Annotated in this window: 21 protein-coding genes and 5 tRNA genes; 2 read left to right on the top strand and 24 right to left on the bottom strand. The window is 31.0% G+C overall.

Annotated features, from left to right (window positions below):
• Nucleotides 1-92 precede the first annotated feature (92 nt).
• The 20 genes from CQA75_RS07110 to CQA75_RS07015 all read right to left on the bottom strand — a co-directional run bounded on the left by CQA75_RS07110 (nt 93) and on the right by CQA75_RS07015 (nt 18,212).
• The gene (locus CQA75_RS07110) at nt 93-1,073 is read right to left on the bottom strand and encodes an FGGY family carbohydrate kinase (RefSeq protein WP_137624322.1); all 981 of its coding nucleotides are present in this window, start codon (nt 1,071-1,073) and stop codon (nt 93-95) included.
• Between the two features lie 557 nt (nt 1,074-1,630).
• Nucleotides 1,631-6,184, bottom strand: a complete 4,554-nt coding sequence (rpoC, locus tag CQA75_RS07105) for a DNA-directed RNA polymerase subunit beta' (protein WP_137624321.1) — start codon at nt 6,182-6,184, stop codon at nt 1,631-1,633.
• Nucleotides 6,177-10,304 (bottom strand): DNA-directed RNA polymerase subunit beta, encoded by a 4,128-nt coding sequence (rpoB, locus tag CQA75_RS07100; protein WP_137624320.1) that lies wholly within the window; start codon nt 10,302-10,304, stop codon nt 6,177-6,179. Before rpoB ends, rpoC begins: the two co-directional genes overlap by 8 nt.
• Before the next feature lie 126 nt (nt 10,305-10,430).
• Nucleotides 10,431-10,808, bottom strand: coding sequence for a 50S ribosomal protein L7/L12 (rplL, locus tag CQA75_RS07095; RefSeq protein ID WP_137624319.1), 378 nt, complete (start codon nt 10,806-10,808; stop codon nt 10,431-10,433).
• A gap of 12 nt (nt 10,809-10,820) precedes the next feature.
• Nucleotides 10,821-11,300 (bottom strand): 50S ribosomal protein L10, encoded by a 480-nt coding sequence (rplJ, locus tag CQA75_RS07090; protein ID WP_137624318.1) that lies wholly within the window; start codon nt 11,298-11,300, stop codon nt 10,821-10,823.
• Between the two features lie 153 nt (nt 11,301-11,453).
• Nucleotides 11,454-12,155, bottom strand: a complete 702-nt coding sequence (gene rplA, locus CQA75_RS07085) for a 50S ribosomal protein L1 (protein ID WP_137624317.1) — start codon at nt 12,153-12,155, stop codon at nt 11,454-11,456.
• Nucleotides 12,156-12,213: 58 nt separating this feature from the next.
• On the bottom strand, nt 12,214-12,639 hold the full coding sequence (gene rplK, locus CQA75_RS07080) for a 50S ribosomal protein L11 (protein WP_066777288.1): 426 nt from the start codon (nt 12,637-12,639) through the stop codon (nt 12,214-12,216).
• Nucleotides 12,640-12,659: 20 nt separating this feature from the next.
• Nucleotides 12,660-13,193, bottom strand: coding sequence for a transcription termination/antitermination protein NusG (gene nusG / locus CQA75_RS07075; RefSeq protein ID WP_137624316.1), 534 nt, complete (start codon nt 13,191-13,193; stop codon nt 12,660-12,662).
• Nucleotides 13,194-13,203: 10 nt separating this feature from the next.
• Nucleotides 13,204-13,383 (bottom strand): preprotein translocase subunit SecE, encoded by a 180-nt coding sequence (secE, locus tag CQA75_RS07070; protein ID WP_137624315.1) that lies wholly within the window; start codon nt 13,381-13,383, stop codon nt 13,204-13,206.
• Nucleotides 13,384-13,400: 17 nt separating this feature from the next.
• Nucleotides 13,401-13,476 (bottom strand) — tRNA-Trp (locus CQA75_RS07065).
• Between the two features lie 6 nt (nt 13,477-13,482).
• Nucleotides 13,483-13,641 (bottom strand): 50S ribosomal protein L33, encoded by a 159-nt coding sequence (gene rpmG, locus CQA75_RS07060; protein WP_002793551.1) that lies wholly within the window; start codon nt 13,639-13,641, stop codon nt 13,483-13,485.
• A gap of 54 nt (nt 13,642-13,695) precedes the next feature.
• Nucleotides 13,696-14,895 (bottom strand): elongation factor Tu, encoded by a 1,200-nt coding sequence (tuf, locus tag CQA75_RS07055; protein WP_137622495.1) that lies wholly within the window; start codon nt 14,893-14,895, stop codon nt 13,696-13,698.
• Nucleotides 14,896-14,966: 71 nt separating this feature from the next.
• Nucleotides 14,967-15,041: transfer RNA gene (locus CQA75_RS07050), tRNA-Thr, on the bottom strand.
• A 90-nt stretch (nt 15,042-15,131) separates the two neighbouring features.
• Nucleotides 15,132-15,208, bottom strand: a tRNA-Gly gene (locus CQA75_RS07045).
• Nucleotides 15,209-15,214: 6 nt separating this feature from the next.
• Nucleotides 15,215-15,300: transfer RNA gene (locus CQA75_RS07040), tRNA-Tyr, on the bottom strand.
• A gap of 49 nt (nt 15,301-15,349) precedes the next feature.
• A tRNA-Thr gene (locus CQA75_RS07035) sits at nt 15,350-15,425 on the bottom strand.
• 129 nt (nt 15,426-15,554) lie between these two features.
• Nucleotides 15,555-16,292 (bottom strand): amino acid ABC transporter ATP-binding protein, encoded by a 738-nt coding sequence (locus CQA75_RS07030; protein WP_137624314.1) that lies wholly within the window; start codon nt 16,290-16,292, stop codon nt 15,555-15,557.
• Between the two features lies 1 nt (nt 16,293).
• Nucleotides 16,294-16,950, bottom strand: a complete 657-nt coding sequence (locus CQA75_RS07025; protein WP_137624313.1) for an amino acid ABC transporter permease — start codon at nt 16,948-16,950, stop codon at nt 16,294-16,296.
• Nucleotides 16,943-17,644, bottom strand: coding sequence for an amino acid ABC transporter permease (locus CQA75_RS07020; RefSeq protein ID WP_137624312.1), 702 nt, complete (start codon nt 17,642-17,644; stop codon nt 16,943-16,945). The genes CQA75_RS07025 and CQA75_RS07020 overlap by 8 nt, the downstream gene beginning before the upstream one ends.
• 19 nt (nt 17,645-17,663) lie before the next feature.
• The gene (locus CQA75_RS07015) at nt 17,664-18,212 is read right to left on the bottom strand and encodes a Crp/Fnr family transcriptional regulator (RefSeq protein ID WP_281276532.1); all 549 of its coding nucleotides are present in this window, start codon (nt 18,210-18,212) and stop codon (nt 17,664-17,666) included.
• Nucleotides 18,213-18,344: 132 nt separating this feature from the next.
• On the opposite strand from CQA75_RS07015, the gene CQA75_RS07010 reads away from it, so the two are divergent.
• The gene (locus CQA75_RS07010) at nt 18,345-18,716 is read left to right on the top strand and encodes a group III truncated hemoglobin (protein ID WP_137624310.1); all 372 of its coding nucleotides are present in this window, start codon (nt 18,345-18,347) and stop codon (nt 18,714-18,716) included.
• 31 nt (nt 18,717-18,747) lie between these two features.
• On the opposite strand, the gene recG is transcribed toward CQA75_RS07010, so the two are convergent.
• Genes recG through CQA75_RS06995 form a run of 3 tightly spaced genes read right to left on the bottom strand, consistent with a single transcriptional unit; the run spans nt 18,748 to nt 22,824 of the window.
• Nucleotides 18,748-20,568, bottom strand: a complete 1,821-nt coding sequence (recG, locus tag CQA75_RS07005) for an ATP-dependent DNA helicase RecG (RefSeq protein ID WP_137624309.1) — start codon at nt 20,566-20,568, stop codon at nt 18,748-18,750.
• On the bottom strand, nt 20,558-21,778 hold the full coding sequence (locus CQA75_RS07000) for a M16 family metallopeptidase (protein ID WP_137624308.1): 1,221 nt from the start codon (nt 21,776-21,778) through the stop codon (nt 20,558-20,560). Before CQA75_RS07000 ends, recG begins: the two co-directional genes overlap by 11 nt.
• Entirely contained in the window at nt 21,778-22,824 is a 1,047-nt protein-coding gene (locus CQA75_RS06995) for a dehypoxanthine futalosine cyclase (protein WP_137624307.1), read from the bottom strand. The genes CQA75_RS07000 and CQA75_RS06995 overlap by 1 nt, the downstream gene beginning before the upstream one ends.
• A gap of 74 nt (nt 22,825-22,898) precedes the next feature.
• Here CQA75_RS06995 and CQA75_RS06990 point away from each other — a divergent pair, with 74 nt between their 5' ends.
• Nucleotides 22,899-24,128, top strand: coding sequence for an MFS transporter (locus CQA75_RS06990; RefSeq protein ID WP_137624306.1), 1,230 nt, complete (start codon nt 22,899-22,901; stop codon nt 24,126-24,128).
• 24 nt (nt 24,129-24,152) lie between these two features.
• On the opposite strand, the gene nusA is transcribed toward CQA75_RS06990, so the two are convergent.
• Nucleotides 24,153-25,241, bottom strand: a complete 1,089-nt coding sequence (gene nusA, locus CQA75_RS06985) for a transcription termination factor NusA (protein ID WP_137624305.1) — start codon at nt 25,239-25,241, stop codon at nt 24,153-24,155.
• Nucleotides 25,242-25,299 lie beyond the last annotated feature (58 nt).

The following is a 25,299-nucleotide window of genomic DNA, read 5'->3' as shown; positions in this document are numbered from 1 at the left end:
ACAAAATATACTCAAATTTTGCATTAGAAATCAAAGTCGTATTTTTTGACTTTGATTTTAAGTGTCAAATGACTTTGATTTGAAAAGCGGTTTTATACATCTATATCTATATTTTCAAGATTACTTGTGCTATAATGACAAATCTTATCCCTTAGCCACTTAAGCACTATTCCGCCATTATTTATAGCTCCTCCAACTACCCAAGTATCATCTAAGAGATTGTAACACCAAGTTCTAGCACTTGAATCCTTTTTAACTCCGTTGCTAATAAGCCTCAAAGCTCCACTAGTACCTATAGTAGCACTCATTTGTCCCTCTTTAAAACAACTTATACCCAAATTTACTAAAACTCCATCACTTGATCCTATTACTACTGGCAAACCTGGTGCTAGATTTAACTCTTTTGCAATTTCTTCTTTTAAACCTAAGTTAAAAATAGTATCTTTTACTTCTGGTAAATTTTCTTTTTTTAAACCCAAGCTATAAAGTAAATCATCATCCCAATTTAAATCATTCGCATTATAAAACCCACTCGCGCAGGCACAAGATTTATCTATACACCAAAAACCAGTTAATTGTTCAAAGATATAATCTTTTAAGGAATAAACTCTATCAAAATCTAAATTTTCATAATTTTGTTTAAAGTAAAGCATCTTAAAATATGGATAACAAGAATGAGGAGGACAGCAAGTTTTATCATAAAAATATTTTATATTGTCACTCTTTGCTTTGTAATCTTTTACAAGCTTACTAGCTCTGCTATCAGCCCAAATTAACATATTGCTTAAAAATTTATCTTTTTTAGCTAAAGCAAAACTATGCATGGCTACACTTAAAGATATTCCGAGAGGTTTTTTTCTAAGATATAAGAGTTTATTCGCCACCTCTTTTATAACTTTTTTAGTTTTATTAAAAATCAATTCATGATTTTGTTCTGCATAATTTGGCCTAGGCATTTCAATAGAATAATATTCATCTGCATAATAAAAAAGAGTTCCATTTTTTTCATAAGCAGCGGCTCTAACGCCTGTCGTACCTATATCAACTCCTATAAAAATATATTCTTCTTTCATTCAATTTCCTTTTTTATTTTATAATAAGTAAAATTTTGTAAAACAATATTTATTTTCATAAGTTCAAATAAACATTTTGACTAAATTTTTAATTTATGTTACCTTCTGTATCAATAAATTTTATAAATTGCGTTTTTTAAATCAAAATCTAGATTTTTTCATAATTAACTTCTAAATACAAATTTAATATAATTAAATATTGAAAATTGACAAATTGTATAACATCTCATCTCTCCACATTATGCATTTTATTCTTACACTACATAAATTTGCAGCTAAACATGCTGAATAAAGTTCTACATTTAATCTAAAACTCACTATAATTTCTTAATTTCATGGCTATATTTAATATTTTCTTATTTTTTTGATTTAGAATAAACGCTTATCAATTATATAATAGTAAAAAATTATTTTTATAAGATTTTATTAATTCTTGGATATTTGTATTTTTGATATTTAAATACGCAGATACTTATTATAGAATCTCTTAAATATAATTGAAAAAATGAATAATTGTTTGAAAGGAATCTATCAAATTAAATAGCCTTTTTGGCTATTTAATTATTTTCTTTTAATTTAAATTTTTCTTCGCTATAAAGACCAGTTCCTACAGGAATCATTCTACCTAAAATAACATTTTCTTTTAAGTCTTCTAGATAATCAAATTTACCTGCTATACTAGCTTCGGTTAAGACTTTAGTTGTTTCTTGGAAAGATGCTGCAGAAATCACACTATCACTTCCAATCGCAGCTCTTGTAACACCTAAGAGAACAGGTTCTGCAATAGCTGGTTCTCCACCCATTCTCATAATTCTTTCATTTTCTTCCCTAAATTTACGTCTAGATATTAAATCACCTTCTATAAATTTAGTATGCCCACTATCAACAACTTTTACTTGCCTTAACATTTGTGAAACAATAACTTCAATATGTTTATCTGAAATCACAACACCTTGTCCTCTATAAACTTGCTGAATTTCAGAAATTAAATAATAATGCAAGGCCTTTTCACCCAAAATTTTAAGTATATCATGACTTGAAACCACACCATCGGTTAGTTTTTCTCCAGCGTGTATAAATTCACCATCTCTAACTTGTATATGTTTTGATTTATCAATTAAATATTCAACACTTGTGCCATCTTCCGCCTGAATTACTATTCTTTCTTTTGAACGCAATGGTTTATCAAAACGAACTACACCATCAATTTCAGCAATCACAGCGGCATTTTTTGGCTTTCTTGCCTCAAATAGCTCGGAAACTCTTGGAAGACCTCCTGTAATATCTTTAGATTTTGCAGCGGCTTTTGGAATTTTTGCCAAAATATCAGCTTGTGAAACCTTATCACCATCATGTACAAAAATAACCGTTTTTGGCTCTAATTGATAACGCACCGCCTTATTACCTTTTCCAGCAATCACTAAAGTTGGTCTAACGCCACTTGGAAGATATTCATTGATCACTAAAGATCGCTTACCTGTTGCTTCATCAACTTGTTCATCGGCACTATAACCTGCCTCAATATCTTCAAAACTTATAGTTCCATCAATTTCAGCAATAACGGTATTGTTATAAGCATCCCATTCTGCAATAACAATACTTTCTTTTTTTGGAGCACTCGCTATGATAACACTAGAATCTTCAATAAGGGCACTATCATTGAATTCAATTTTTGATTCTCTTGGAATATAATGCCTTTTTGCTTCTCTTCCATTTTCATCGGCAATAACAACAAAGAAACCTTTCTCTTTAACTATATCACCTTTTTTAACGTTTTTAACTCTATCAAGACCATCGCCCTTAAGAACATAAAATTTCAAGGTGCCTTTTTCACCTGCTTTGATATTTTGTACAACTGGATCACCATCTTTAACTAAAATTTCACTTGCAAATGGAATACGATTAGGAATATTCCATCCTTCCTTGATAACCTCTACAATGCTTTCATTTTCATCAACTTCGGTACCATTTTGATAAGGAAGATATAATTTGCCATCTATATTTCCACTAACTCCTGCCAACTCATTTGCTTTTGCCAGATCATATTTTCTAAGCGTATATTTAATTTCTTGCTTTTTATCCTTAATGGAAACAATCACATCTTCATGGATATTTTCTATACTGATTACCCCTTTAAATGGAGCTTTTATTTTTGGTTCTACTAATAAAATAGCTGCATTTCTACGATTTGCAACTATTATTTTTCCTTCTTTGTTTTTATAAGTTTTTAAATTATAAAATCTTATAAAACCTTCTTTTTGAGCACTAACTTGTCTATCTTGCAAATCTGTACTTGCAGTCCCGCCGCTATGGAAAGTTCTTAACGTAAGCTGAGTACCAGGCTCTCCAATAGACTGTGCAGAAATAATACCAACAGCTTCACCTGGCTTAACGAGTTTTCCTTCACCAAGATTTACACCATAACATTTAGCACAAATTCCTTTTTTAGCTTTACAAGTAATTGGAGTTCGGATATTCACACTCTTAATGCCATTCTCACTAAACATTCTTGCTTTTTCTTCATCAATCAAAGTACCTTCTGTAAAGAGAACAGAATTTGTAATAGGATCGATCACATCCTCTGCTAAAACTCTTCCTAAAACTCTTTCTTCCAATGTTTCTATTATAGAACTATCGGCAGTAATTTCATTGATTTCTACTCCCTCGTGTGTACCACAATCTTCCATGGTAATTTTCACATTTTGTGCAACATCAATTAATTTTCTTGTCAAATAACCTGCATTTGCAGTTTTAAGTGCTGTATCTGCAAGACCTTTTCTAGCACCGTGAGTAGATATAAAATACTCAAGCACATTCAAACCTTCGCGGAAATTTGAAATAATAGGAGTTTCAATAATAGAACCATCTGGCTTAGTCATAAGTCCCCTCATTGCAGCAAGCTGAGAAATTTGCGCTGCACTACCCCTAGCTCCAGAATCCGCCATCATATAAATGGAGTTAAAGCCATCTTTATCTTTTTCAACCAACTTCATCATTTCTTTTGAAAGAAGATTATTTGTACTTTTCCAAATATCAATAATCTTATTATATCTCTCTCCAGAGGTTATTAAACCAAGATTATAAGAATTTTGAATTTCCCTAACTTGCTTTTTAGCTGCATCAATAGCCTTTTGCTTATCATCAGGAACAATAATATCTGCTATAGAGATAGAAACACCCGCTTTTGTGGCATATTCAAAACCTAAATTCTTGAGTCTATCTAAGAAATTAGCTGTGATTTCCAATCCACCTTGCTTATAAACATAATCAACAAGTGCTGCTATATCTTTTTTCTTTAAAACTTTATTCCAGTTAGCTTCAGGAACAAAATCAGGTAAAATAGATTTTATAATAAGTCTTCCAGCTGTCGTTGTAATCTTTCTACCATCAACAACAGTTTGTATGCTTGCATGAATATCTAAACATTTGCTTTCAAGTGCCATCATTACTTCATCAATGCCTGTGCAAATTTTATGAGATCCTTTTGCTTCTGCTTTTTCCAAGGAAAGATAATAAATCCCCAAAACCATATCTTGCGAAGGAACAGTTACTGATTTACCACTCGCTGGTAAAAGAATATTCATCGAAGAAAGCATAAGCACCTTACATTCTGCAATGGCTTCTTGAGAAAGCGGCACATGTACTGCCATTTGATCCCCATCAAAGTCTGCATTAAAAGCAGCACATACTAAAGGATGTAATTGTATCGCTTTACCTTCAACTAAAACCGGATGAAAAGCTTGAATAGAAAGCTTATGTAAAGTTGGAGCACGGTTTAACATAACAGGATGACCTTTTACAACCTCTTCTAAACATTCCCAAACTTCATTGGTTTTATTCTCTATCATTTTTTTTGCTTGTTTAACGGTTGTTGCGTAACCTTTTTCTTCAAGCTTAGCTAATAAATGTGGTTTAAAAAGCTCTAAAGCCATTTTTTTAGGCAGACCGCATTGATCCATTCTTAATTTTGGACCTACAACAATAACACTACGTCCCGAAAAGTCAACCCTTTTTCCAAGCAAGTTTTGTCTAAAACGTCCTTGCTTACCTTTGATAATTTCACTTAAAGATTTTAAAGGACGCTTATTGGCTCCTTTAACTGCATTAGCACGACGACCATTATCAAATAAAGCATCTACTGCTTCTTGAAGCATTCTTTTTTCATTTCTTATAATGATTTCTGGTGCATCAAGTTCCATAAGCTTTTTAAGACGAGTATTTCTATTGATAACACGACGATATAAATCATTTACATCAGAAACCGCAAATTTTCCACCATCTAAGGCAACCAAAGGACGCAAATCTGGTGGCAATACTGGTAAATTAGTTATCATCATCCATTCTGGGCGATTAGGAACTGCATTTTCACTATCAACATCAGTGTTAGAATTTGAATTTAAAAAATTCTCAACCACTTTTAAACGTTTAATGATAGTCTTTTTCTTTGCTTCTGAATTAGTTGCGGCCATTTCTTCTTTTAATTGATTTAAAAGAGCTACAAGATCCAAATTAGCCAATAAATCTCGAACAACCTCTCCACCCATTCTTGCTTTAAAACCGCTACTTTCATAACGCTGCATTAAATTTTGATATTGTTCTTCATTTAAAACATCACAATATTCAACTTTTTTAGTATTTTCATTATCATAATATGCATCACCAGCATTTTCAACAATATAAGCTTCATAATAAAGCACACGCTCAAGGTCTTTCATCTTTACGCCTAAAAGTGTGCCTATACGACTTGGTAAAGAATTCACATACCAAATATGCGCTACTGGAGTTACAAGTTCAATATGCCCCATTCTTGAGCGACGAACTTTAGAATTAGCAACTTCAACGCCACATTTTTCACATTTAACACCTTTAAAACGCATTTTTTTATATTTACCGCAAAGACATTCATAATCACGGATAGGACCAAAAATTTTAGCACAAAAAAGACCGTCTCTTTCAGGTTTTAAAGTTCTATAATTGATCGTTTCTGGTTTTTTTACTTCTCCATAAGACCAAGATTTTATTTTTTCAGGACTAGCAAGCCTTAGTTGAAAAGCTTCAAAATCTCTAGGTCTAGCATCTTCTTTTACTTCTATGACTTTAAATTTACTCATTGTCCTCATCCTTATCAAAAATCTCAACATCTAATGCAAGTGATTTAAGTTCATTAGTTAAAACAAAAAATGTTTCAGGAATTCCTGTCGCTGGAACATTCTCTCCTTTGGTAATTGCTTTATAAGCATTAAATCTACCCTCTACGTCATCTGATTTAATAGTTAGCATTTCTCTTAAAGTATGTGCCGCTCCATAAGCTTCAAGCGCCCACACTTCCATTTCTCCAAATCTTTGACCTCCAAAAAGTGCTTTACCACCAACTGGTTGTTGGGTTACAAGACTGTAAGGTCCTGTACTTCTTGCATGAACTTTTTCATCGACTAAGTGGTGAAGTTTTAACATATACATACATCCCACATGAACACGCTCTGCTATCTTTTCACCGGTTCTTCCATCGTAAAGCTCTGTTTTTCCATCCATGTCAATTTTTGCTAATTCAAACAATTTTTTAAATTCCTCTATATTGACACCTTCGAAAACAGGAGTTGCAAATTTAACCCCCTTGCTCCAATCTCTAGCATAATCTAAAAGTTCTTCATCGCTTAATTTTTTAATAAATTCTTTTTCATTTGCAAGTCTTGGAATAGAACAAATTTCAAGCATTTTTGCTCTTAATTCTTTAATGAAATCTTTTTGTTTTCTATCAAAGATTTCTTGAATTTGCTCCCCAAGTCTTAATCCAACAAGTCCTAAATGACTTTCCAAAATTTGACCTATATTCATACGACTTGGAACCCCTAAAGGATTGAGTGCAATATCTACACTTTTTCCATTTGCAAGATAAGGCATATCAACTTCTGGGATTATGGTAGAAACAATACCTTTATTTCCATGGCGTCCTGCCATTTTATCGCCCACTTTTAGCTTTCGTTTTGTAGCAATATAAACTTTTACAAGTTTTACTACTCCACTTGGTAAGATATCATCTTTTTCTAAAATTTCAAGTTTTTCATCATGTTCAGCTTTTAGTTTTTTCTTTTCATTTTGGAAATGATTTTTCAAATCTTCATATTGTTTTTGAACTTCTTTAGAATAAGCTTTAATAATAGTAGTAAGTGTAAAACGATTGATTTTTTCTAAATCGCTTAAATCAGCTTTCTCACCTTTTTTATAAGTTTTATCACCGATTTTTTGACTGCTGGTTAAAGTTGATTTAGACAATAAAGCGCAAACTCTAAGCATTTCCTCTCTATCCATCATCAAAAGTCTATCGTGATGTTCTTTTTCTAAAGACATTTTTTCTTTATCATACGCTTTTAAAGCTCTTTCGTCTTTTTCATAACCTTTTTTAGTAAATATTTTTACATCTACAACTACACCTTCTAATGAAGCAGTAGCATACAAAGACTTATTTACGACATGGCCTGCTTTTTCACCAAAAATAGCTCTTAAAAGTCTTTCCTCTGGTGTTGGCTTAACCTCGCCTTTTGGTGAAACTTTTCCAACCAAAATCATACCTGGTTTAATATGAGTTCCTATTTTTGCAATTCCACTTTCATCTAAATGAGCAACATCTTCTTCTTTAACATTTGGTATATCTTTGGTGATTTCTTCTATACCATCTTTTAATTCTCTAGCTTCAATTTCTTTTTCATAGATATGAACGCTTGTGAATGTATCTTCACGAATAATTCTTTCACTTACTACGATAGCATCCTCATAGTTATAACCATTCCAAGGCATAAAAGCAATTAAAGCATTTTTTCCGATAGCCAATTCCCCTTGATCCATAGAAGGACCATCAGCAATAATTTGCCCTGCTTTAACCACTTCTCCCTTTTTGACAATAGGATGTTGAATATAATTTGTATTTTGGTTAGTGCGTAAATTTTTCTCCATAATATAGTGATCGATAAAAGGACCTTTTTCATCTTCACCCAAGATAAAAATACTTTTATTATCTACTTTTTCTACTACACCGCCACGCTTAGCTTTAACAGCTTCCCAAGCATCACGCGCAATAGTACTCTCCATTCCAGTACCTACAATAGGAGCACTTGAAGTTAAAAGAGGAACAGCTTGACGTTGCATATTAGAACCCATCAAAGCCCTGTTTGCATCATCATGCTCCAAGAAAGGAATCAAAGAAGCTGCAACCCCAACAACCATACCTGAACAAAGATCGATAAGTTGAACTTCTTCTCTTTTAGCTAGAATTGTTTCTCCATCTTGTCTTGCTTCAACGAATTCTTCAACGATATTACCCTTAGCATCTACCTTAGTGGAAGCAGGTGCAATAAATAAACCTTCTTCTTGTGTAGCAGTTAAATAAACAATTTCATCAGTAACTTTTCCATTTTCAACTTTTTTATAAGGTGCTTCAACAAAACCGAGTTCATTCACTTTAGCATAAGTTGAAAGAGTATTAATCAAACCAATATTTTGCCCTTCTGGGGTTTCTACTGGACAAATTCTACCATAATGAGTCGCATGAACATCTCTAACTTCAAAACCTGCTCTTTCTTTAACAAGTCCTCCTTCACCAAGCGCAGATAAACGACGCTTATGAGTGATCTCGCTTAGCGGGTTTGTTTGATCCATAAATTGAGAAAGTTGTCCACCTGTGAAAAATTCAATAATTGTTGTAGTGATCATCTTAGGATTAATCAAATCATAAGGCATAACTTTATCAATATCCGAATTTAAAGAGGTGAATTTATCTCGGATAGCTTTTTGCATTTTTGCCAATCCTAAATGAAGCTCATTAGCCAAAAGTTCACCTATAGATCTAATACGACGATTTCCTAAATGATCTCTATCATCAATATGACCCTTGCCATTTTTAACCTTGATCAAATACTTTGCAGTTTTAATAATATCTTCATTGGTTAAAACGGTTACATATTCAGGAACATCAAGACCTAATTTATGATTCATTTTCATACGGCCAACTTTGGTTAAATCGTATCTTTCTGGATTGAAAAATAAATCATTAACGAAAGTTTTTGCCGCATCTTTAACTACTGGTTCACCAGGTCTCATAACTTTATAAATTCTTATTGCAGCTAGATCATTTTCATCTTCAATATTTTCAGTTTGTTTTAATAGTTTTAAAGTTTCATTATCTTGTATAAATGAGTTGATAATAGCAGTATCTACACCATTAGCTAAATCATTTGCAATTTCAAAACTTTTTTGCTCTTTAATTTTTGCAAGTTTGCTTTCATCGATAAGCGTTAGAGAATCAAAAAGCATTTCGCCACTATTTTTATCAAAAATAGGATTTGCCAAATAACGATTCAATAAAACCTCTACTGGATACTCTATCCATTTCAATCCATCTTTAATCAATTGCTCGGCTTTTTTCTTTGTCAATCTTTTTCCCGCTTGATGGACAACTTTACCTTTTTCATCTTTAATATCGTATTCTATTCTATCCATAAAATCACTAGGATTAAATTCGGTCAAGAATTTATCTTTTTTAACATGGATTGTTTGAATAGGGTAAAATAGCTTTATAATATCTTGTTTTTTATACCCTAATGCTCTAAAAAGCATAGTTATAGGCACTTTTCTTCTTTTGTTAATTCTCACATAAAGCACATCTTTAGCGTCATATTCGAAATACAACCAAGAACCACGATCAGGAATAATTTGCGCCGTATAAACAAGCTTATTAGCTACTGTTGAACTTTCTTCTTCTTTAAAAATTACACCGGGACTTCTATGAAGCTGATTAACAACAACTCTTTCTACTCCATTAATAATAAAAGACACACGATCTGTCATTAATGGAATTTCTCTGATATAAATTTCTTGCTCTTTAATATCTTTTATACCAACTTTCTCACCTGTCTTTTCATCTCTTTCATGTAAAGTAAGACGGATTTTCATTTTTAAATTTACAGAGTAAGTTAAACCTCTTTCCATACATTCGCGAATAGTGTATTTTGGTTTGCCTATTTCACTATTTACATATTCTAGACTCAATCTATTTTGCGGATCATGTATTGGAAAAATTGATTTAAAAACTTTTTCTATACCACTTTCACCATTATTAAAATTTAAAAAATAATCAAAACTAGCTTTTTGTAATTGTAAAAGATTTGGAATTTCTATTTGTTTTGAAATATTGGAGAAATCTACTCTTAAACGATTTCTTAATTTATTATCTAACATTTGCATATACCTCATGGTAAATTTTGTAAATTTAAAAAAGAAGACCTAAAAACTAGGTAAAAACAAAAAAAAGAAGACTTGTTAAAAACAAATCTTCTTAAACTAAATCCAATTTAAAAAATTAAATTATTTAAGTTCTACTTTAGCACCAGCTTCTTCAAGTTGTTTTTTAGCTTCTTCTGCCTCAGCTTTAGCTACACCTTCTTTTAAAGTTGAAGGAGTTTGCTCTACAGCATCTTTAGCTTCTTTAAGTCCAAGACCTGTTAAAGCTCTAACGATTTTAATTACTTCGATTTTTTTAGCACCGCCGTCAGTTAAAACAATATCAAATTCTGTTTTTTCCTCAGCAGCTGCTGCACCGCCACCTGCTGCTGCACCGCCAGCTACCATTACCGGAGCAGCTGATACACCAAATTTCTCTTCAAATTCTTTTACAAGCTCAGAAAGCTCAAGAACACTTAAATTTGAAATATATTCTAATACATCTTCTTTTGAAATTGCCATTTTAAATCCTTTTTATTCAGTTTCTTTTTTATTTTTTAGCGCATTTAAACCAATAGTAAAGTTGGCAATTGGCGCTTTCCAAACTTGCAAAAGCATAGCAAGCAACTCATTGCGTGAAGGCATTTTAGCCAAGGCTTTAACCTTAGCAACGTCTGCAACTTCACCATCAACAAAAGCAGTTTTAATTTGAAATTTTTCATTGTTTTCTTCAAATTTAGCAGCTACTTTTGAAACACTAAGTTGATCTTCTCCCCAAAGATAAATATTGGTATCTTTAAGAACTAGACCTGTTTTTCCGGAATTATTAAGAGCAATGTTAGCCAAAGTATTTTTAATAATTTGAACTTTTACATTATTTTCTCTTGCATTATTTCTAAGTTCTTCCAATTTCTTAGTAGATAAACCCTTATAGTCGCAAACTATAATAGCTTCACTAGCTTTGAAATTTTCTTCAAGCTTAGCAATAACTTCAACTTTTTCGCTTCTAGTCACATTTTCTCCTTTCCGATTGAGATTTCAAGTAGAGAGGAAATTTTCCAATTAAGCTTACGCCTCGACTATCTTCAATCTAAAATAAACATTTCAAAAAATTAACATTTTCTCAAATGTTTATTTCAAAAAAAATAAAGAGTTTTTGACAACTCTTTATTTCATATCAAGTAACTCTTGAATTTCAAGTTTTACCGATGGACTCATAGTTAAAGACAAAGCAGCGCTTTTAATATATCTACCTTTTGCTGCAGCTGGTTTATGTTTGTTAATAGCTTTTATAAAAGTTGAGATATTATCCCATAATTGCTCTTTAGAAAAACTTACTTTTCCAAGTCCAGCATGGATATTTCCTTGTTTATCAACTCTAAAATTTACTTGCCCACTCTTAGCGTTATTTACAGCTTGTGCAACATCCATAGTTACTGTTCCAGTTTTTGGATTTGGCATTAAACCTTTAGGACCTAAAATTCTACCTACTTTACCTACTAAACCCATTAAATTTGGAGTCGCAATCAATACGTCAAAATTCATATTTCCTTTTTGAATTTCTTCAACTAAATCATCGCTTCCAACAATATCTGCTCCAGCATTTTTAGCTTCGTCTGCTTTAGCATCTTTTGCAATAACAGCTACACGAACTTTTTTGCCTGTTCCAGCAGGAAGTACAACAGATCCTCTTACCATTTGATCAGCATGTCTTGGATCAACGTTTAATTTTAAAGCAATTTCGACAGTTTCATCAAATTTTGCTGATTTTAACTCTTTAACTGTTTCTATTGCCTCATTAAGACTGTAAATTTTATTTGAATCAATTTTCTCTAATAAATTTTTTAATCTTTTTACCATTTTAGCCATTTTTATACTCTCCGCATTTTTAAAGTGCTACCGCTTTTTACTTTAGCGGTCAAAAGGATTAATCAACGATTTCAACACCCATAGAACGAGCTGAACCAGCAATAATTTTTGCTGCTTGTTCTCTATCTTTAGTGTTTAAATCCGCAATTTTTTTATCAACAATTTCTAAAACTTGAGCACGAGTTAATTTACCCACTTTATTTTTTAAAGGATTATCTGTGCCTTTAGAAATACCAGCTGCTTTTTTGATTAAATCTGTAGCTGGTGGTTGTTTTGTAATAAAAGTAAAACTCTTATCTGCATAAACTGTGATAACAACAGGGATATTAAAACCTGCCATATCCTTTGTTCTTTCATTAAAAGCTTTACAAAATTCCATAATATTAACACCTTGCTGTCCTAAAGCAGGGCCAACTGGTGGCGATGGATTTGCTTTAGTGGCAGCAATTTGTAATTTAATTTCGCCTACAACTTTCTTAGCCATAACAATTCTCCTTAATAAATTTAAATTATTTTCTCAACTTGAGAATACAAAATCTCCACTGGAGTTGAACGTCCAAAAATAGAAACATTTAATTTTAATAAACCTCTAACCATATCATATTCTTCTACAATAGCAGTAAAATTCGCAAATGGGCCTTCAGTGATTCTTACATTTTCTCCTTCTTCAAAAGAAATTTTTGGTTTAGGAGCTGCACGATTATGAACTTTTTCCAAAATTAAATTGATATCTTTTTCTGTTAAAGGGGTTGGTTTTTTTGATTCCCCAATAAAACGTCCTACTTTTGGAAGAGATTGAATTCGGTGCCAAAGTTCCGTATTTAAATCAAGATTTGCAAACACGTATCCTGAATACAAACTTCTTTCACTAATTTTTTCTTTTCCATTTTTAAATTCGATAACATCTTCTGTTGGAACAACTATTTCTTTTAGTCTATCCTCAATACCATTATCTTTAACTAAATTTTCAATAGCTCTTTTTACAGCCATTTCACTACCAGCATAAGTTTGAATTGCATACCATTTATAAGTATTCACCATTATCTCCTTATACAACCAAAGAAACAATAGATGACATAATCCAATCTACTAATGCCAAAAATACTGAAATAACCGCAACTACTATAAAAACAGTAATATAAGCATTTCGCACCTGTTCTTTTAAAGGAAAAATTACTTTCCTTAGTTCAGCCTTTGATAATTTAAAATAAGTTATTAATTTTTCCATTTATATAAACCTTAATATGGCAGGGCAAGAGGGATTCGAACCCCCAACCTGCGGATTTGGAATCCGACGCTCTACCGTTAGAGCTATTGCCCTAAGAGCTTAACTTTTTAATTTTACTTCTTTATGAAGTGTATGTTTTTTTAATCTTGGACAATATTTTTTTAATTCTAACTTTTCAGTTGTATTTTTACTATTTTTATAAGTGCTGTAATTGATATCACCACACTCTTCACATTTTAAACCAACTTTAATTCTCATTTTTTTCCCTTAAAACAAAAGTCAAGTATAAAAAACTTGACTTTCTTATAATATTTATTTAATTATTTTAGAAACAACACCAGAACCAACTGTTTTACCACCTTCACGAATAGCAAAACGTGTTCCTTCTTCAAGAGCTACTGGAGCTATCAAGCTTACTGTAATTCTTACGTTTTCACCTGGCATAACCATTTCAACGCCATCTGCTAATTTAATAGAACCTGTAACGTCTGTTGTTCTCACATAGAATTGAGGTCTATAATTGTTAAAGAATGGAGTATGTCTACCACCTTCATCTTTATTTAAAATATAAACTTCAGCTTCAAAATCAGTATGAGGAGTAATTGATTTTGGTTTTGCAAGAACCATTCCACGAATAACTTCTTCTTTTTTAGTACCACGAAGAAGAACACCTACGTTATCTCCAGCTTCACCTTGATCCATTTCTTTTCTAAACATTTCAACGCCGGTAACAGTAGTAGTTTGTGTATCTTTAATACCAACAATTTCAATAGTATCACCTACTTTAACTACACCTTTTTCAATTCTTCCGGTAACAACCGTACCACGTCCAGAAATTGAGAAAACATCTTCAATTGGCATTAAGAAATCTTTTTCAGTATCACGAGTTGGAGTTGGAATATAGCTATCAACTGCTGCCATTAGATCCAATACTTTTTTAGACCACTCGCCATCTTGACCAGCTTTAGCTTCTTCAAGAGCTTTTAATGCAGAACCAGAAATAATTGGAGTATCATCTCCTGGGAAATCATAAGAGCTTAATAATTCTCTAATTTCCATTTCAACTAACTCTAAAAGTTCAGCATCATCAACCATATCTGCTTTATTCATGAAAACAACTATATATGGAACACCAACTTGACGAGAAAGTAGAATATGCTCTCTAGTTTGTGGCATTGGGCCATCTGCTGCAGAAACAACAAGAATCGCACCGTCCATTTGTGCAGCACCTGTAATCATATTTTTAACATAGTCAGCGTGACCTGGACAATCAACGTGTGCATAGTGACGATTTTCTGTTTCATATTCAATATGAGAAGTAGCAATGGTAATACCACGTTCTTTTTCTTCAGGAGCATTATCAATATTATCATAATCTTTAAGCTCTGCCAAACCTCTTCTTGAAAGAACAGCAGAAATAGCAGCTGTCAAAGTAGTCTTACCATGGTCAACGTGACCGATAGTACCTATATTTACGTGTGGCTTATTACGTGAAAATTTTTCTTTAGCCATTTTTTTCCTCCAATATAAAAATAAATGTAAGCAAAACCAAGTCTATATTTATAATCTTTTCAATAAAACAATGGAGCTCATAGCGGGAATTGAACCCGCGACCTCTCCCTTACCAAGGGAGTGCTCTACCTCTGAGCCATACGAGCGCTCAGAAAACCAATATAATACAGACAACTGAAAAAAAATTATGGGAATATACTGTAGTTATAATGAAAACACAGCTCCCAGTTAAACATTGGAGCGGGAAACGGGACTCGAACCCGCGACCCTCAGCTTGGAAGGCTGATGCTCTAGCCAACTGAGCTACTCCCGCAAAGCATGGTGGTGAGTCGTGGATTCGAACCACGGAAGGCGAAAGCCAGCAGATTTACAGTCTGCCCTCGTTGGCCACTTGAGTAACTCACCATTGTCACCATATAAAATATCTGGTCAAACACTGTTAAAAAAATAAATATGGAGCTGGTTAAGGGACTTGAACCCCCGACCTGCTGCTTACAAGGCAGCTGCTCTACCAACTGAGCTAAACCAGCAAATCTTACGTCCTAAAATTTAGAATCAAAATTTTTAAAAGACGAATTATATATTAAAAAAAACATTTTGTCAAGAAAATATTTATTAATTTAACCAGATATTCTCTAAAAAAGAATATTATCATAAAATTATTTATGATAATCAAACAAATTTAAAAATTTTTTCGCCCTTTCGCTTTTAGGATTTTCAAAAAAATCATGCGGGTTATTCTCCTCAATCACTTCGCCATTATCCATAAAAACTATTTTATCAGCAACTGCTTTGGCAAAGCCCATCTCGTGTGTAACAATTAACATAGTCATACCATCTTTAGCTAAATTTAACATAACTTCTAAAACTTCACGAACAATTTCAGGATCAAGTGCTGCCGTTACCTCATCAAAAAGCATGAGTTCTGGATTCATACAAAGGCTTCTTACTATAGCAATTCTTTGTTTTTGCCCCCCACTTAATTCTCTAGGAAAAGCGTCTAGTTTATGGATTAGCCCTACCTTTTCAAGCCATATTTTAGCCTCTTCTAAAACTTCTTCTTTGGATCTTTTTTGCACCTTTAAAGGGCCTAAAAGTATATTATCTTTAACACTTAAATGTTCAAATAATTCATAAGATTGAAACACCATGCCTACTTTTTGACGCACCCTTGTCCAATCTTTAAAATTTTTATCGATTTTATCCTGACCAATTTGTATCGTTCCGTCTGCAATTTCTTCTAATCCATTAATACATCTTAAAAAAGTTGATTTTCCACAGCCACTCGGACCTAGGATCACAACAACTTCTTTTTGTTTTACCTCTAAATTAATATTTTTTAAAACATGATGAGTTCCATAATATTTTTGCAAATTTGTTACTTTTAAAATACTCATTTTAACTCCATTTTTTTTCTAATTTTCTAGAATATAAAGTAATAGGATAACAAATTATAAAAAAAATAAAAAAAATAAAACCATAAATTATAAAAGGAGCTAAATCGTTTTTATTGTTAAATTCAATAATTTGCTGCCCTACCTTTACAAGCTCCACACTACCAATTAAATAAGCAAAGGTTGTGCTTTTAATCATACGAGTAAGCAAATTCATACTTACAGGAGTAAGACGACGGAAGGCTTGTGGAATAATGATATAAAAATACGCTTGAAATTTATTTAAACCTAAGCTTTTAGCGCTTTCGTATTGATGTTTAGGAATACTTTGCAATGAAGATCTAACTAAATCCATCATCTCAAAACTTCCCCAAATACTAAATACAATAATAGCCGAAGCTGTGCTACTTAAATTAACCCCAAGCCACCTTGAAAAACCAAAATATACTATAAAAAGCCAAACTAAAAGAGGCATAATTCTCACAAATTCTAAAATAAAACGGCATAAAATATAAATATAGCGATTTTTAAAACTCATTAAAATACCTAAAAAAAGCCCAAAGAAAGATGTAATTATAATACTAATTATGGAAATTTCAAGCGTAACAAATAAACCTTGCCAAAGACGATTTAAAGTATCTAAATTTAATAAATTAAGCATTTGAAAGCCTTTTTTCCACAAAAAATAATATCAAAGAAATCGGTAAAATAATGCATAAATACCCCATAAACAAAAGAAATAAAAGCTCATCTGTTTTATAGGTTAGAGAATTTAAATCTTTCATAGCCGTGACCAAATCAGGCAAGGCTATGATACTTACCACCGAAGTTTCTTTAATAAGAAAAATAATATTTGCACTAATGCTTGATATCGAAACAGCAAGTATTTGAGGTAAAATAACATAGCGAAAATTTCCCAATTTTGTAAAACCTAAAGAAAGCCCTGCTTCAAATTGCTGTTTTCTAATAGCCTCAAATCCTGATCTAAAACTCTCAGCCATATAAGATCCACCCAAAAAACTAAGACCAACAATCGCACAAGCAAAAGCGGGGCGTAAAGTTTCATCAACGCTTAAACAAATCAAATTTAAAGGAGGAATTTTTTCTAAATGGATGCCAAATTTGGGCAAAGCATAGTAAAGAAAAAAAAGCTGTATCAATAAAGGAGTATTTCGAGATAATTCTATATAAATTTTACACATTTGTTCTATAAATTTAATTCTAAAATAACTCATTAAAATACAAAATAATCCTATAATTATAGAAAAAGCTATACCAAAAAAACTTAATTTCAAAGTAAGCCAACCAGCTATTGCAAATACACTTAAATGATTGATTATAAAATTTAAATCCATATTCTTTTTATCCTTAATTTTACCAAACTTCATCCAAGAGTGCTTTTTTATTTATAATTTCAATTTTACCTTTTTTTGTGTCAATTAGTTTGACTAATTTTAACTCTTTTAACATCCTAGATAAAGACTGCACTCTTACGTTTAAATCTATCGCAATTTGTTTTTGGGGAATTGTATCTAATTTTTTTTCATTTTCCAAAATATATTTTAGTAATTTTGTTTTCAAATCTAAAGAATTCTGCAATATCTTTTTCTCCAAAATTTTTATCTTATTTAATAAAGAACTAATCAGTATCAAGTTAAATTCATTATTGTTATTACATAAATTTTCAAACTCAATAAAATTAATTTCTAATATTTGACTCTCCTCCTCACAGATAGCACTCGCTGGATAATTTAATCTTTTAAAAGCTGGCATTTCTGCAATAAAATCAAAAGGTTTGAAATAATGCAGAGTAATTTCTTTTTCACCTTTAGCATGTTTATAAACTCGTATTCTTCCCTGCAATAAAATAAAAAAATTTTTTGCCAATTCTCCTTCATAAAATAAAATATTATTTTTTTGCATTTTTCTTGTTTTTCCTATTTTATATAAATATTTTAATAAATTTTCATCCTTCATTTTTAACCTATGTTAAATAAAATTCTCCTATTTTTTGTTATATTAGCTTTATAAAATTAATATTGGAGAAAATCGACTATGAAATCAAATACCATTACCCAAGAAAATATAAAAATACTTATGGAAATATTTTATGAAAAAATAAGAAAAGATGAAAATTTGGGATCTATTTTTAACAATGCCATAGGAACAAGTGACAAACAATGGGAGGAACATAAAATAAAAATAGGAAATTTTTGGTCAGGTATTCTTTTAGGCAAAGGTGATTACAATGGACAACCTTTAAAAAAGCATCTCGAATTACCTTCTTTTCCTGAAGAATTTTTTGAAATTTGGTTAAAACTTTTTGAAGAAAGCTTGGATAAAATCTATAATGAAGAAATGAAAAATGTAATTTTACAACGAGCACAGATGATAGCCTCTCATTTTAAAAATATGCTTTATCAATAAGGCGTCTTACTAATCGACGCCATTATAAAAATTAAATTTTTATTTTTCTCAAGTCCTCTTTTGCTTGTTTTAAAATCTCTTCATCTTTAGAAAAATCAAAAAATTTAAATTCACTTCCATGTTGAAAAAAGCCATCAAGCAAATCTCCACTCAAACGATTTTTAAGATCAAGTTCTGCGATTTTAAAACCATCTAAAGTGTTTGCAAATTCTTTTAAACGTATAGGAATTTCTTTAAGTTTTGTATAGAGATAACAACTACTTTTAAGCCCCACTCTTCCGACTCTTCCTCTAAGTTGATGTAAAGTGGCAAGTCCTAAACGCTCTGCCCCAACTATGACAATAGTACTTAATCTTGGCAAAGAAATTCCAACTTCTACGACGGTAGTACTTAATAAAATATTTCCTTCATCGCGAAAACGCTTTAAAATTTCATCCTTTTGTTTATCTTTTCCGTGAGTTATAAAAACCTTTTCATAATGACTTTGCCAGTATTCACTAGCTTGTTCCAAAGAAAGATAAGGAATTTTATCGCTTGGATTAACCAAAGGATAAATAATAATAATTTGATGATTTTGTGCAATCTCTTCTTTTATCTTTTCATTTAATTTTGAAAAATCTTCATTTTGTATGCAAAAAGTAGAAATATCTTTTTTAAAAGGCATTTGTTTGACAAAACTAAATTGTAAAAATTCTGATTGTATCATACTTAAAGTTCTTGGAATAGGTGTTGCTGAAAATTGTATAAAATGCGGTGCAAAATCTTTTTTGTTTAAAGTATAAATTTTTTGTCTTTGAGCAGAACCGAAACGATGTTGCTCATCAATCATCACTAAAACAGCCTCATGATTTTCTAAATGTATTAAAGCGTGAGTACCTATAATCAAATTAGCACTTTGTAATTTTTGCGCTAAATCTTTTTCTTTTTTACCTCCTTTAATAAATAAAATATTTACAAAATCGGGCAAAAGTTTTTTTGCTTCCTCATAAATCTGATTGGCAAGTATGCTAGTTGGTACCATTAAAATGGCTTGTTTTGGATAAACCATTAAAGCGGCTCCTAATAAAATCAAGGTTTTTCCGCATCCAACATCACCCATAATAACCCGTCTTTTAGCTTCACTTGAATTGAGATCTTGCTTTATATCCTTTAAAGCCTTAATTTGATCTTGAGTGGGTGCAAAAGGGAGGTTGTTAAGCCAATTGTCGATATTGAAAACATCAATTTTATAAGATTTGTAATTAGTTTTTTTTACCCCTAACCGTCTTAGAAAATTAAAAATTTCAATATATTTTAAATCATTTAGAAAAAATTCCAAATTTTGAAACATCGCAAAACTTTTTTCATCATAAGCGTGCAGATTTAAAAGAAAATTGATGTATTTATCATCTATTCCACTTTCTTTTAAATTTTCAAAAGTAAGATATTTTGCCATGAATTCTTGAATTTTTAAATCCCTTATGCCTGCAATTTGGTATTTTGGAATAAAACCTTCAAAAGAATTTAAAATTTTAGGATTATTAAATTGCCAAAAATTATTAAAAAGAGTGAGTTTAGCGTTAAAAATAACTTCTTTTCCTGTTTTTAAAATTTTATGATGCCAAGGTCTTGGATGAAAAAAAACAAAAGAAATATTTTTATTCCACTCTTTGCAAAATCCTGTACCAAAAAGTTGATTTTTATTATAATTTACATTTTTTAAAATAATTTTTTGAGTGCAAATTTCATTTTCTTTAGGAAATTTACTTGAATTTAAATTTTCAATCTTTTTAGGTAAAATAAGCGCCAAATCAATAGCGCTCTTTATTTTTAACTTTTTAAAAAGTTCAAAATCATTTTCTTTAATTTTCATTTTGAATACTAGCAAAACTCATATTTAATATCTCTTTATGCTGTTTGATATAAGCATTGATTTCTTCAAGTTTTACCTTTTGTATCAAATTTAATTCTTTTTTATAATACCCTTGCTCTAACCCTTGATAATACTCATTAAAAGCTATAGCTAAACGCTTAGAAAGACTTTCATAACGCAAAGGAGAAGAACCTATGATGAAATTTTTAGCTTGAAGAAGTTCATTTTCATTGATACCATGTTGTAAAAAATCTTTAAAGAGTTCTTTGATAATTTTTTTTGCTTGTGCGGCGCTTTCATTCTTAGTTTGCAAATATCCAAAAATTCTAGAAAAAGATAATTTAACATCTAACATAGCATAAGCTGAATAAGCTAAACCTCTTTTTACGCGAATTTCTTCCATAATTCTTGAGCCAAATCCACCTTGACCCAAAATAAATAAAGCAATTTTGGCTAGATGAATATCTTTATCATCGAGGTTTAAATACAATGGAGTGGCAAAATAAATATAAGCCTGTTCGCTTTCTTTTCGGATTAAAATTTTATCTTTATTTTCTTTGCAAAGATCATATTTTTTGTTTTTATTTGTTTCTCCTTTATGAAGCTTTTCAAACAAGCCATTTAAAAAATCTTTCGCCTCTTTTTCTTCAATATCTCCACCTATAACACATACTAAATTATTTAAATGAATATTTTTTTTGTGGTAGCGATGTAGTGATTCTAAAGTGATTTTTTCTATACTTTTTTCATCTCCATCATTAGGACTTTGAAATTCTGAATATTCAAAAACTTCAGCATTGAGTAAATTTTTTGCCAAATAATCAAAATCACTTTTTTTACTTGCTAATTCTCCTAAAACATTAATTTTTATTTTTTTTAAAATTTTTTCTTCTATTCTAGGATTTAACAATAATCGTTCAATTTGATGCATTGCAAATTTAAAATGTTCTTTTAAACAAGAAAGATTGATTTCTAAACTCTCAAAACCACTACTTGCTTCTAAACTAATAGCCCTAAATTCCAATTCTTTAAAAAATTGATCATCAACGCCTTCGTTTAAAATACGAGAAAACATTTTTGCAAGTCCGGCAATTTCATCATAACTTCGCCCACAATTTTGAAAAACAAGCTTTAAAACAACGATAGGCAAATCTTGATTTTTTTCAAAGATAAAAGGAATTTTTACCCCTTTGCTTTCTAAATATTGCATTAAAATTTCTCCAAAATTTCATAAGCTGTGTTACGTTTTGCAGGATTTTCGCCTAAACTTCTAATTAATCTTATCATTTCATCTTGATTCATTCTATAACTTGCACCCGCAGCACTCACTACATTTTCCTCCATCATAGTTGAACCTAAATCATTAGCACCAAATTTTAAAGCAAGCTGTCCTATTAAAGAACCTTGAGTCACCCAAGAACTTTGTAAATTTTTAAAATTATCCAAATAAAGCCTTGAAAGTGCTAAAAGTCTAAGATATTTATTAGAGCTTTGTTTCATTATTTCAGGATGTTTTTGAATTAAAAGGGTATTTTCGCTTTGAAAACTCCACAAAATAAAAGCCCTAAACCCGCCCGTTTCATCTTGTAGTGCTCTTAAATGTTCTAAATGATCTATAATTTCCTCATCATTTTCAACCGTTCCAAACATCATAGTGGCGGTGCTTTTCATGCCGATTTTATGAGCTTGACGATGCACTTCTAACCAAGTTTTAGTATCACATTTATTTGGTGCTATGACATCACGCACTCTATCACTTAAAACCTCAGCCCCTGCACCGGGTATAGAAAATAAACCTTTTTGCTGCAATCTTTGTAGCACTTCTGCTATGGAAATTTTAGATGCTTTGGCAATATAAGCAATTTCAACGGCGGAAAAACCATGGATAGTAATATTTGGATAATGCTCTTTAATCCAAGAAACAAGTTCTTCATACCATTCAATTTTAAGTTTTGGATGCACTCCACCTTGAAAAAGAATTTGAGTTCCACCTATAGCCTCTAATTCTTCTATTTTTTTACCAATTTCTTCAAAACTTAAAATATAAGCATCATTTTCCTTGTGATGACGATAAAACGCACAAAAAGAACAATCAATACAACAAACATTAGTATAATTTATATTTCTATCCACCACAAAGGTAGTAATTTTTTCAGGATGAAGTTCTATTTTTTTTTGATAAGCCATTTCTCCAAGCTCAACCAAACTCGCATTTTTCAATAAATCCAAAGCTTCCGTTTTATTTAATCTTTTCAAATATTTATCCTTAATGCATTAAATTTTTAAAATATTATAGCATTTAAAATATAAATTGTGCTATAGTTTCATTTATGAATTACTTTGATTTACTAAAAAATAATAAGACGATTAGAATTCTAGCTTCGGTTCAATTTATAGTTTATTTTGGTGCTTGGTTTTCACAAACAGGTGTTTTTACCTTATTGGTTAATCTTAACGCTCCTACTTGGGCAACCTCGACAAGTGCCATGCTCGCCTTTTTACCTGGAGTTTTACTCGCCCCTATTAATGGAGTTATAGTTGAAAGAAATAAACCTAAAAAGCTTTTATTAAGCATGATAAGTATTGAATTTATTTCTATCTTTTGTCTTACTTTTGTGACAAATCTTAGCATGCTTTGGCTTTTATTTATTCTAATCTTCATTAGATTGTGTGTTGCCTCTATTTATTTTCAAACTGAAATGAGTCTTCTTGCTAAAATTCTAAACACACAGGAATTAAAACTTGCTAATGAAATGCATAGTGTTATTTGGGCAGTTTCTTATACAGCTGGAATGGCAAGTGCTGGGATTTTCATTTATTTCTTTGGAATAAAAACCGCCTTTTTATTTGACTGTTTTCTTATCATGAGTGGCTTTTTAATTTTAACAAGACTTGATATTCCCAAAATTAAGCAAAAAAATCAAGATAATTTCTCTTTGATGATTAAAGAGGGATTTAATTACATTTTAAAAAATAAAATCATACTTCATCTTATATTGCTTCATGCTTTTATAGGATTAACAGCTTATGAAACTTTAGTAGCTTTGCTCGCTCAACATCAATATCAAGAATCTTTATCTGCTATTAAAGAATTTTTTTTCACCAACAAAGAAGTTTTATCCGCTGCTTTGGTGATTGGTTTTTTAAATGCTGTGCGTGCTTGTTCTTTGGCATTGGGACCTGTAATTTTAAGCAAATTTATCAACAATAAAACCTTATTTTATCTATATTTAGGACAGGCATTTGGGATTATATTATGGGCTTTGACTCAATTTAATTTTTATATCTCTTTTTTAGGGCTAATTGCTGCAGGTTTTTTCACTTCTTCGCTTTGGGCTTATACCTATACCATGATACAAAAAAACTGCGATAAGGTTTATTATGGAAGGGTGATTGCTTATACTGATATGGTTTATCTTAGTTTTAGTGCTATTATTTCTCAACTGATGGGATTTTTATTTGAATTAAATTTAAGTTTAAGAATGATCACTTTTCTTCTTGGAACTTTATTTATTTTTGCAGCTTTTTATTGGAAATGGTTTGAAAAAAAATATCTGTAAATTTTAAAAATTTACAGATTAGCTTTAAATTTTAAATAAATCTTGTAAATTCTTTAAGGCTTCTTCATTGCTTAAAGAATGGCCAGATTGTCCATTTTTTAATTCACAAAGCTCAATTTCATAACCGCTTAACATACTTGCAAGGCGTATATTAATACCGCTTTTTCCTATAGCTTTGCTTTTTTGTTCACTGTTTAAACTTACAATGGCCTTTTTATCTTCAATTCTAACAGAATTTACTATAGCAGGTGCTAAAGTTCTTGCAATTAAAATTTCAGGTTCATTGCTAAATTCAATACAGTCAATATTTTCATTGTGCAATTCTTTGCTCACAGCATTGATTCTAACCCCTTTAACTCCAACTGTAGCTCCAACTGCATCTATATTGATTCCATTGGATTTGAGTATAATTTTTGCTCTTTCTCCTGGAATTCTTGCACATCCAATAATATTAACATACCCATCTTTAATTTCTGGAACTTCAGCTTCTAATAAACATTCCAAAAACTTAGGGCTTGTTCGGCTTAATTCCATCTTAATACCTTTGTCGGCATAAACACGCTTTATAACCGCTTTTACAACATCCCCTATCTTAAATTTTTCACCCTTAATACGATTTTTCCTTGGTAAAAAAGCTCTTAATTCATCAATTTCTATAAAGGTATTTTCATCATTATCAATACGAACAACATTACCAAATACTATTTTACCAACCTTATTTTTATATTTTTCAAAAATAGTTTGCTCTAATAATTTTTGGATATGATATTCTAATTCCTTATGCAATATATTAACCGCCGTTCTTCCTAAATTTTCCAAAGAACACTCATAAGTAAGTTCATCTCCAATTTCAACATCAGGAGCTTCAGCTTTTGCCTTTCTAAGGGCTATAAAGCTTTCTTTATTTTCTTCCAATCTTGGATCATTATCTGCCACAACAGTAATTTTTTGATAAAGATTTAATTTTTTTCTATCCACAAAAAAATCATATTCTTGACCATAAATTCTTTTAGCGGTATTTGTTAAGGCTAAAATAACCTTTTCTTTAACGCTTTCTAGTTCCAAATTTTTTTCATTCGCAATGCTTTCTATGATATCTGCGATTTTTTCCATTATTATTAATACCTTAACTTTGGGATTTAAATTTAAAAAGTAGATTAAAAGTATACCT

This window comes from Campylobacter taeniopygiae, from assembly GCF_005406225.1.
Taxonomy (GTDB): Bacteria; Campylobacterota; Campylobacteria; order Campylobacterales; family Campylobacteraceae; genus Campylobacter_D; species Campylobacter_D taeniopygiae.
The sequence above is the reverse complement of the archived record's forward strand: the minus strand, read 5'-3'. Positions and strand labels throughout refer to the sequence as shown.

What these genes read in the sequence shown, in the direction of transcription:
- CQA75_RS07110 (WP_137624322.1), bottom strand. Translation starts at nt 1,073, where the DNA reads ATGAAAGAAGAATATATTTTTATAGGAGTTGATATAGGTACGACAGGC.
- rpoC (WP_137624321.1), bottom strand. Translation starts at nt 6,184, where the DNA reads ATGAGTAAATTTAAAGTCATAGAAGTAAAAGAAGATGCTAGACCTAGA.
- rpoB (WP_137624320.1), bottom strand. Translation starts at nt 10,304, where the DNA reads ATGTTAGATAATAAATTAAGAAATCGTTTAAGAGTAGATTTCTCCAAT.
- rplL (WP_137624319.1), bottom strand. Translation starts at nt 10,808, where the DNA reads ATGGCAATTTCAAAAGAAGATGTATTAGAATATATTTCAAATTTAAGT.
- rplA (WP_137624317.1), bottom strand. Translation starts at nt 12,155, where the DNA reads ATGGCTAAAATGGTAAAAAGATTAAAAAATTTATTAGAGAAAATTGAT.
- rplK (WP_066777288.1), bottom strand. Translation starts at nt 12,639, where the DNA reads ATGGCTAAGAAAGTTGTAGGCGAAATTAAATTACAAATTGCTGCCACT.
- secE (WP_137624315.1), bottom strand. Translation starts at nt 13,383, where the DNA reads ATGGAAAAATTAATAACTTATTTTAAATTATCAAAGGCTGAACTAAGG.
- rpmG (WP_002793551.1), bottom strand. Translation starts at nt 13,641, where the DNA reads ATGAGAATTAAAGTTGGTTTAAAATGTGAAGAGTGTGGTGATATCAAT.
- tuf (WP_137622495.1), bottom strand. Translation starts at nt 14,895, where the DNA reads ATGGCTAAAGAAAAATTTTCACGTAATAAGCCACACGTAAATATAGGT.
- CQA75_RS07030 (WP_137624314.1), bottom strand. Translation starts at nt 16,292, where the DNA reads ATGAGTATTTTAAAAGTAACAAATTTGCAAAAATATTATGGAACTCAT.
- CQA75_RS07025 (WP_137624313.1), bottom strand. Translation starts at nt 16,950, where the DNA reads ATGCTTAATTTATTAAATTTAGATACTTTAAATCGTCTTTGGCAAGGT.
- CQA75_RS07020 (WP_137624312.1), bottom strand. Translation starts at nt 17,644, where the DNA reads ATGGATTTAAATTTTATAATCAATCATTTAAGTGTATTTGCAATAGCT.
- CQA75_RS07015 (WP_281276532.1), bottom strand. Translation starts at nt 18,212, where the DNA reads ATGCAAAAAAATAATATTTTATTTTATGAAGGAGAATTGGCAAAAAAT.
- CQA75_RS07010 (WP_137624310.1), top strand. Translation starts at nt 18,345, where the DNA reads ATGAAATCAAATACCATTACCCAAGAAAATATAAAAATACTTATGGAA.
- recG (WP_137624309.1), bottom strand. Translation starts at nt 20,568, where the DNA reads ATGAAAATTAAAGAAAATGATTTTGAACTTTTTAAAAAGTTAAAAATA.
- CQA75_RS07000 (WP_137624308.1), bottom strand. Translation starts at nt 21,778, where the DNA reads ATGCAATATTTAGAAAGCAAAGGGGTAAAAATTCCTTTTATCTTTGAA.
- CQA75_RS06990 (WP_137624306.1), top strand. Translation starts at nt 22,899, where the DNA reads ATGAATTACTTTGATTTACTAAAAAATAATAAGACGATTAGAATTCTA.
- nusA (WP_137624305.1), bottom strand. Translation starts at nt 25,241, where the DNA reads ATGGAAAAAATCGCAGATATCATAGAAAGCATTGCGAATGAAAAAAAT.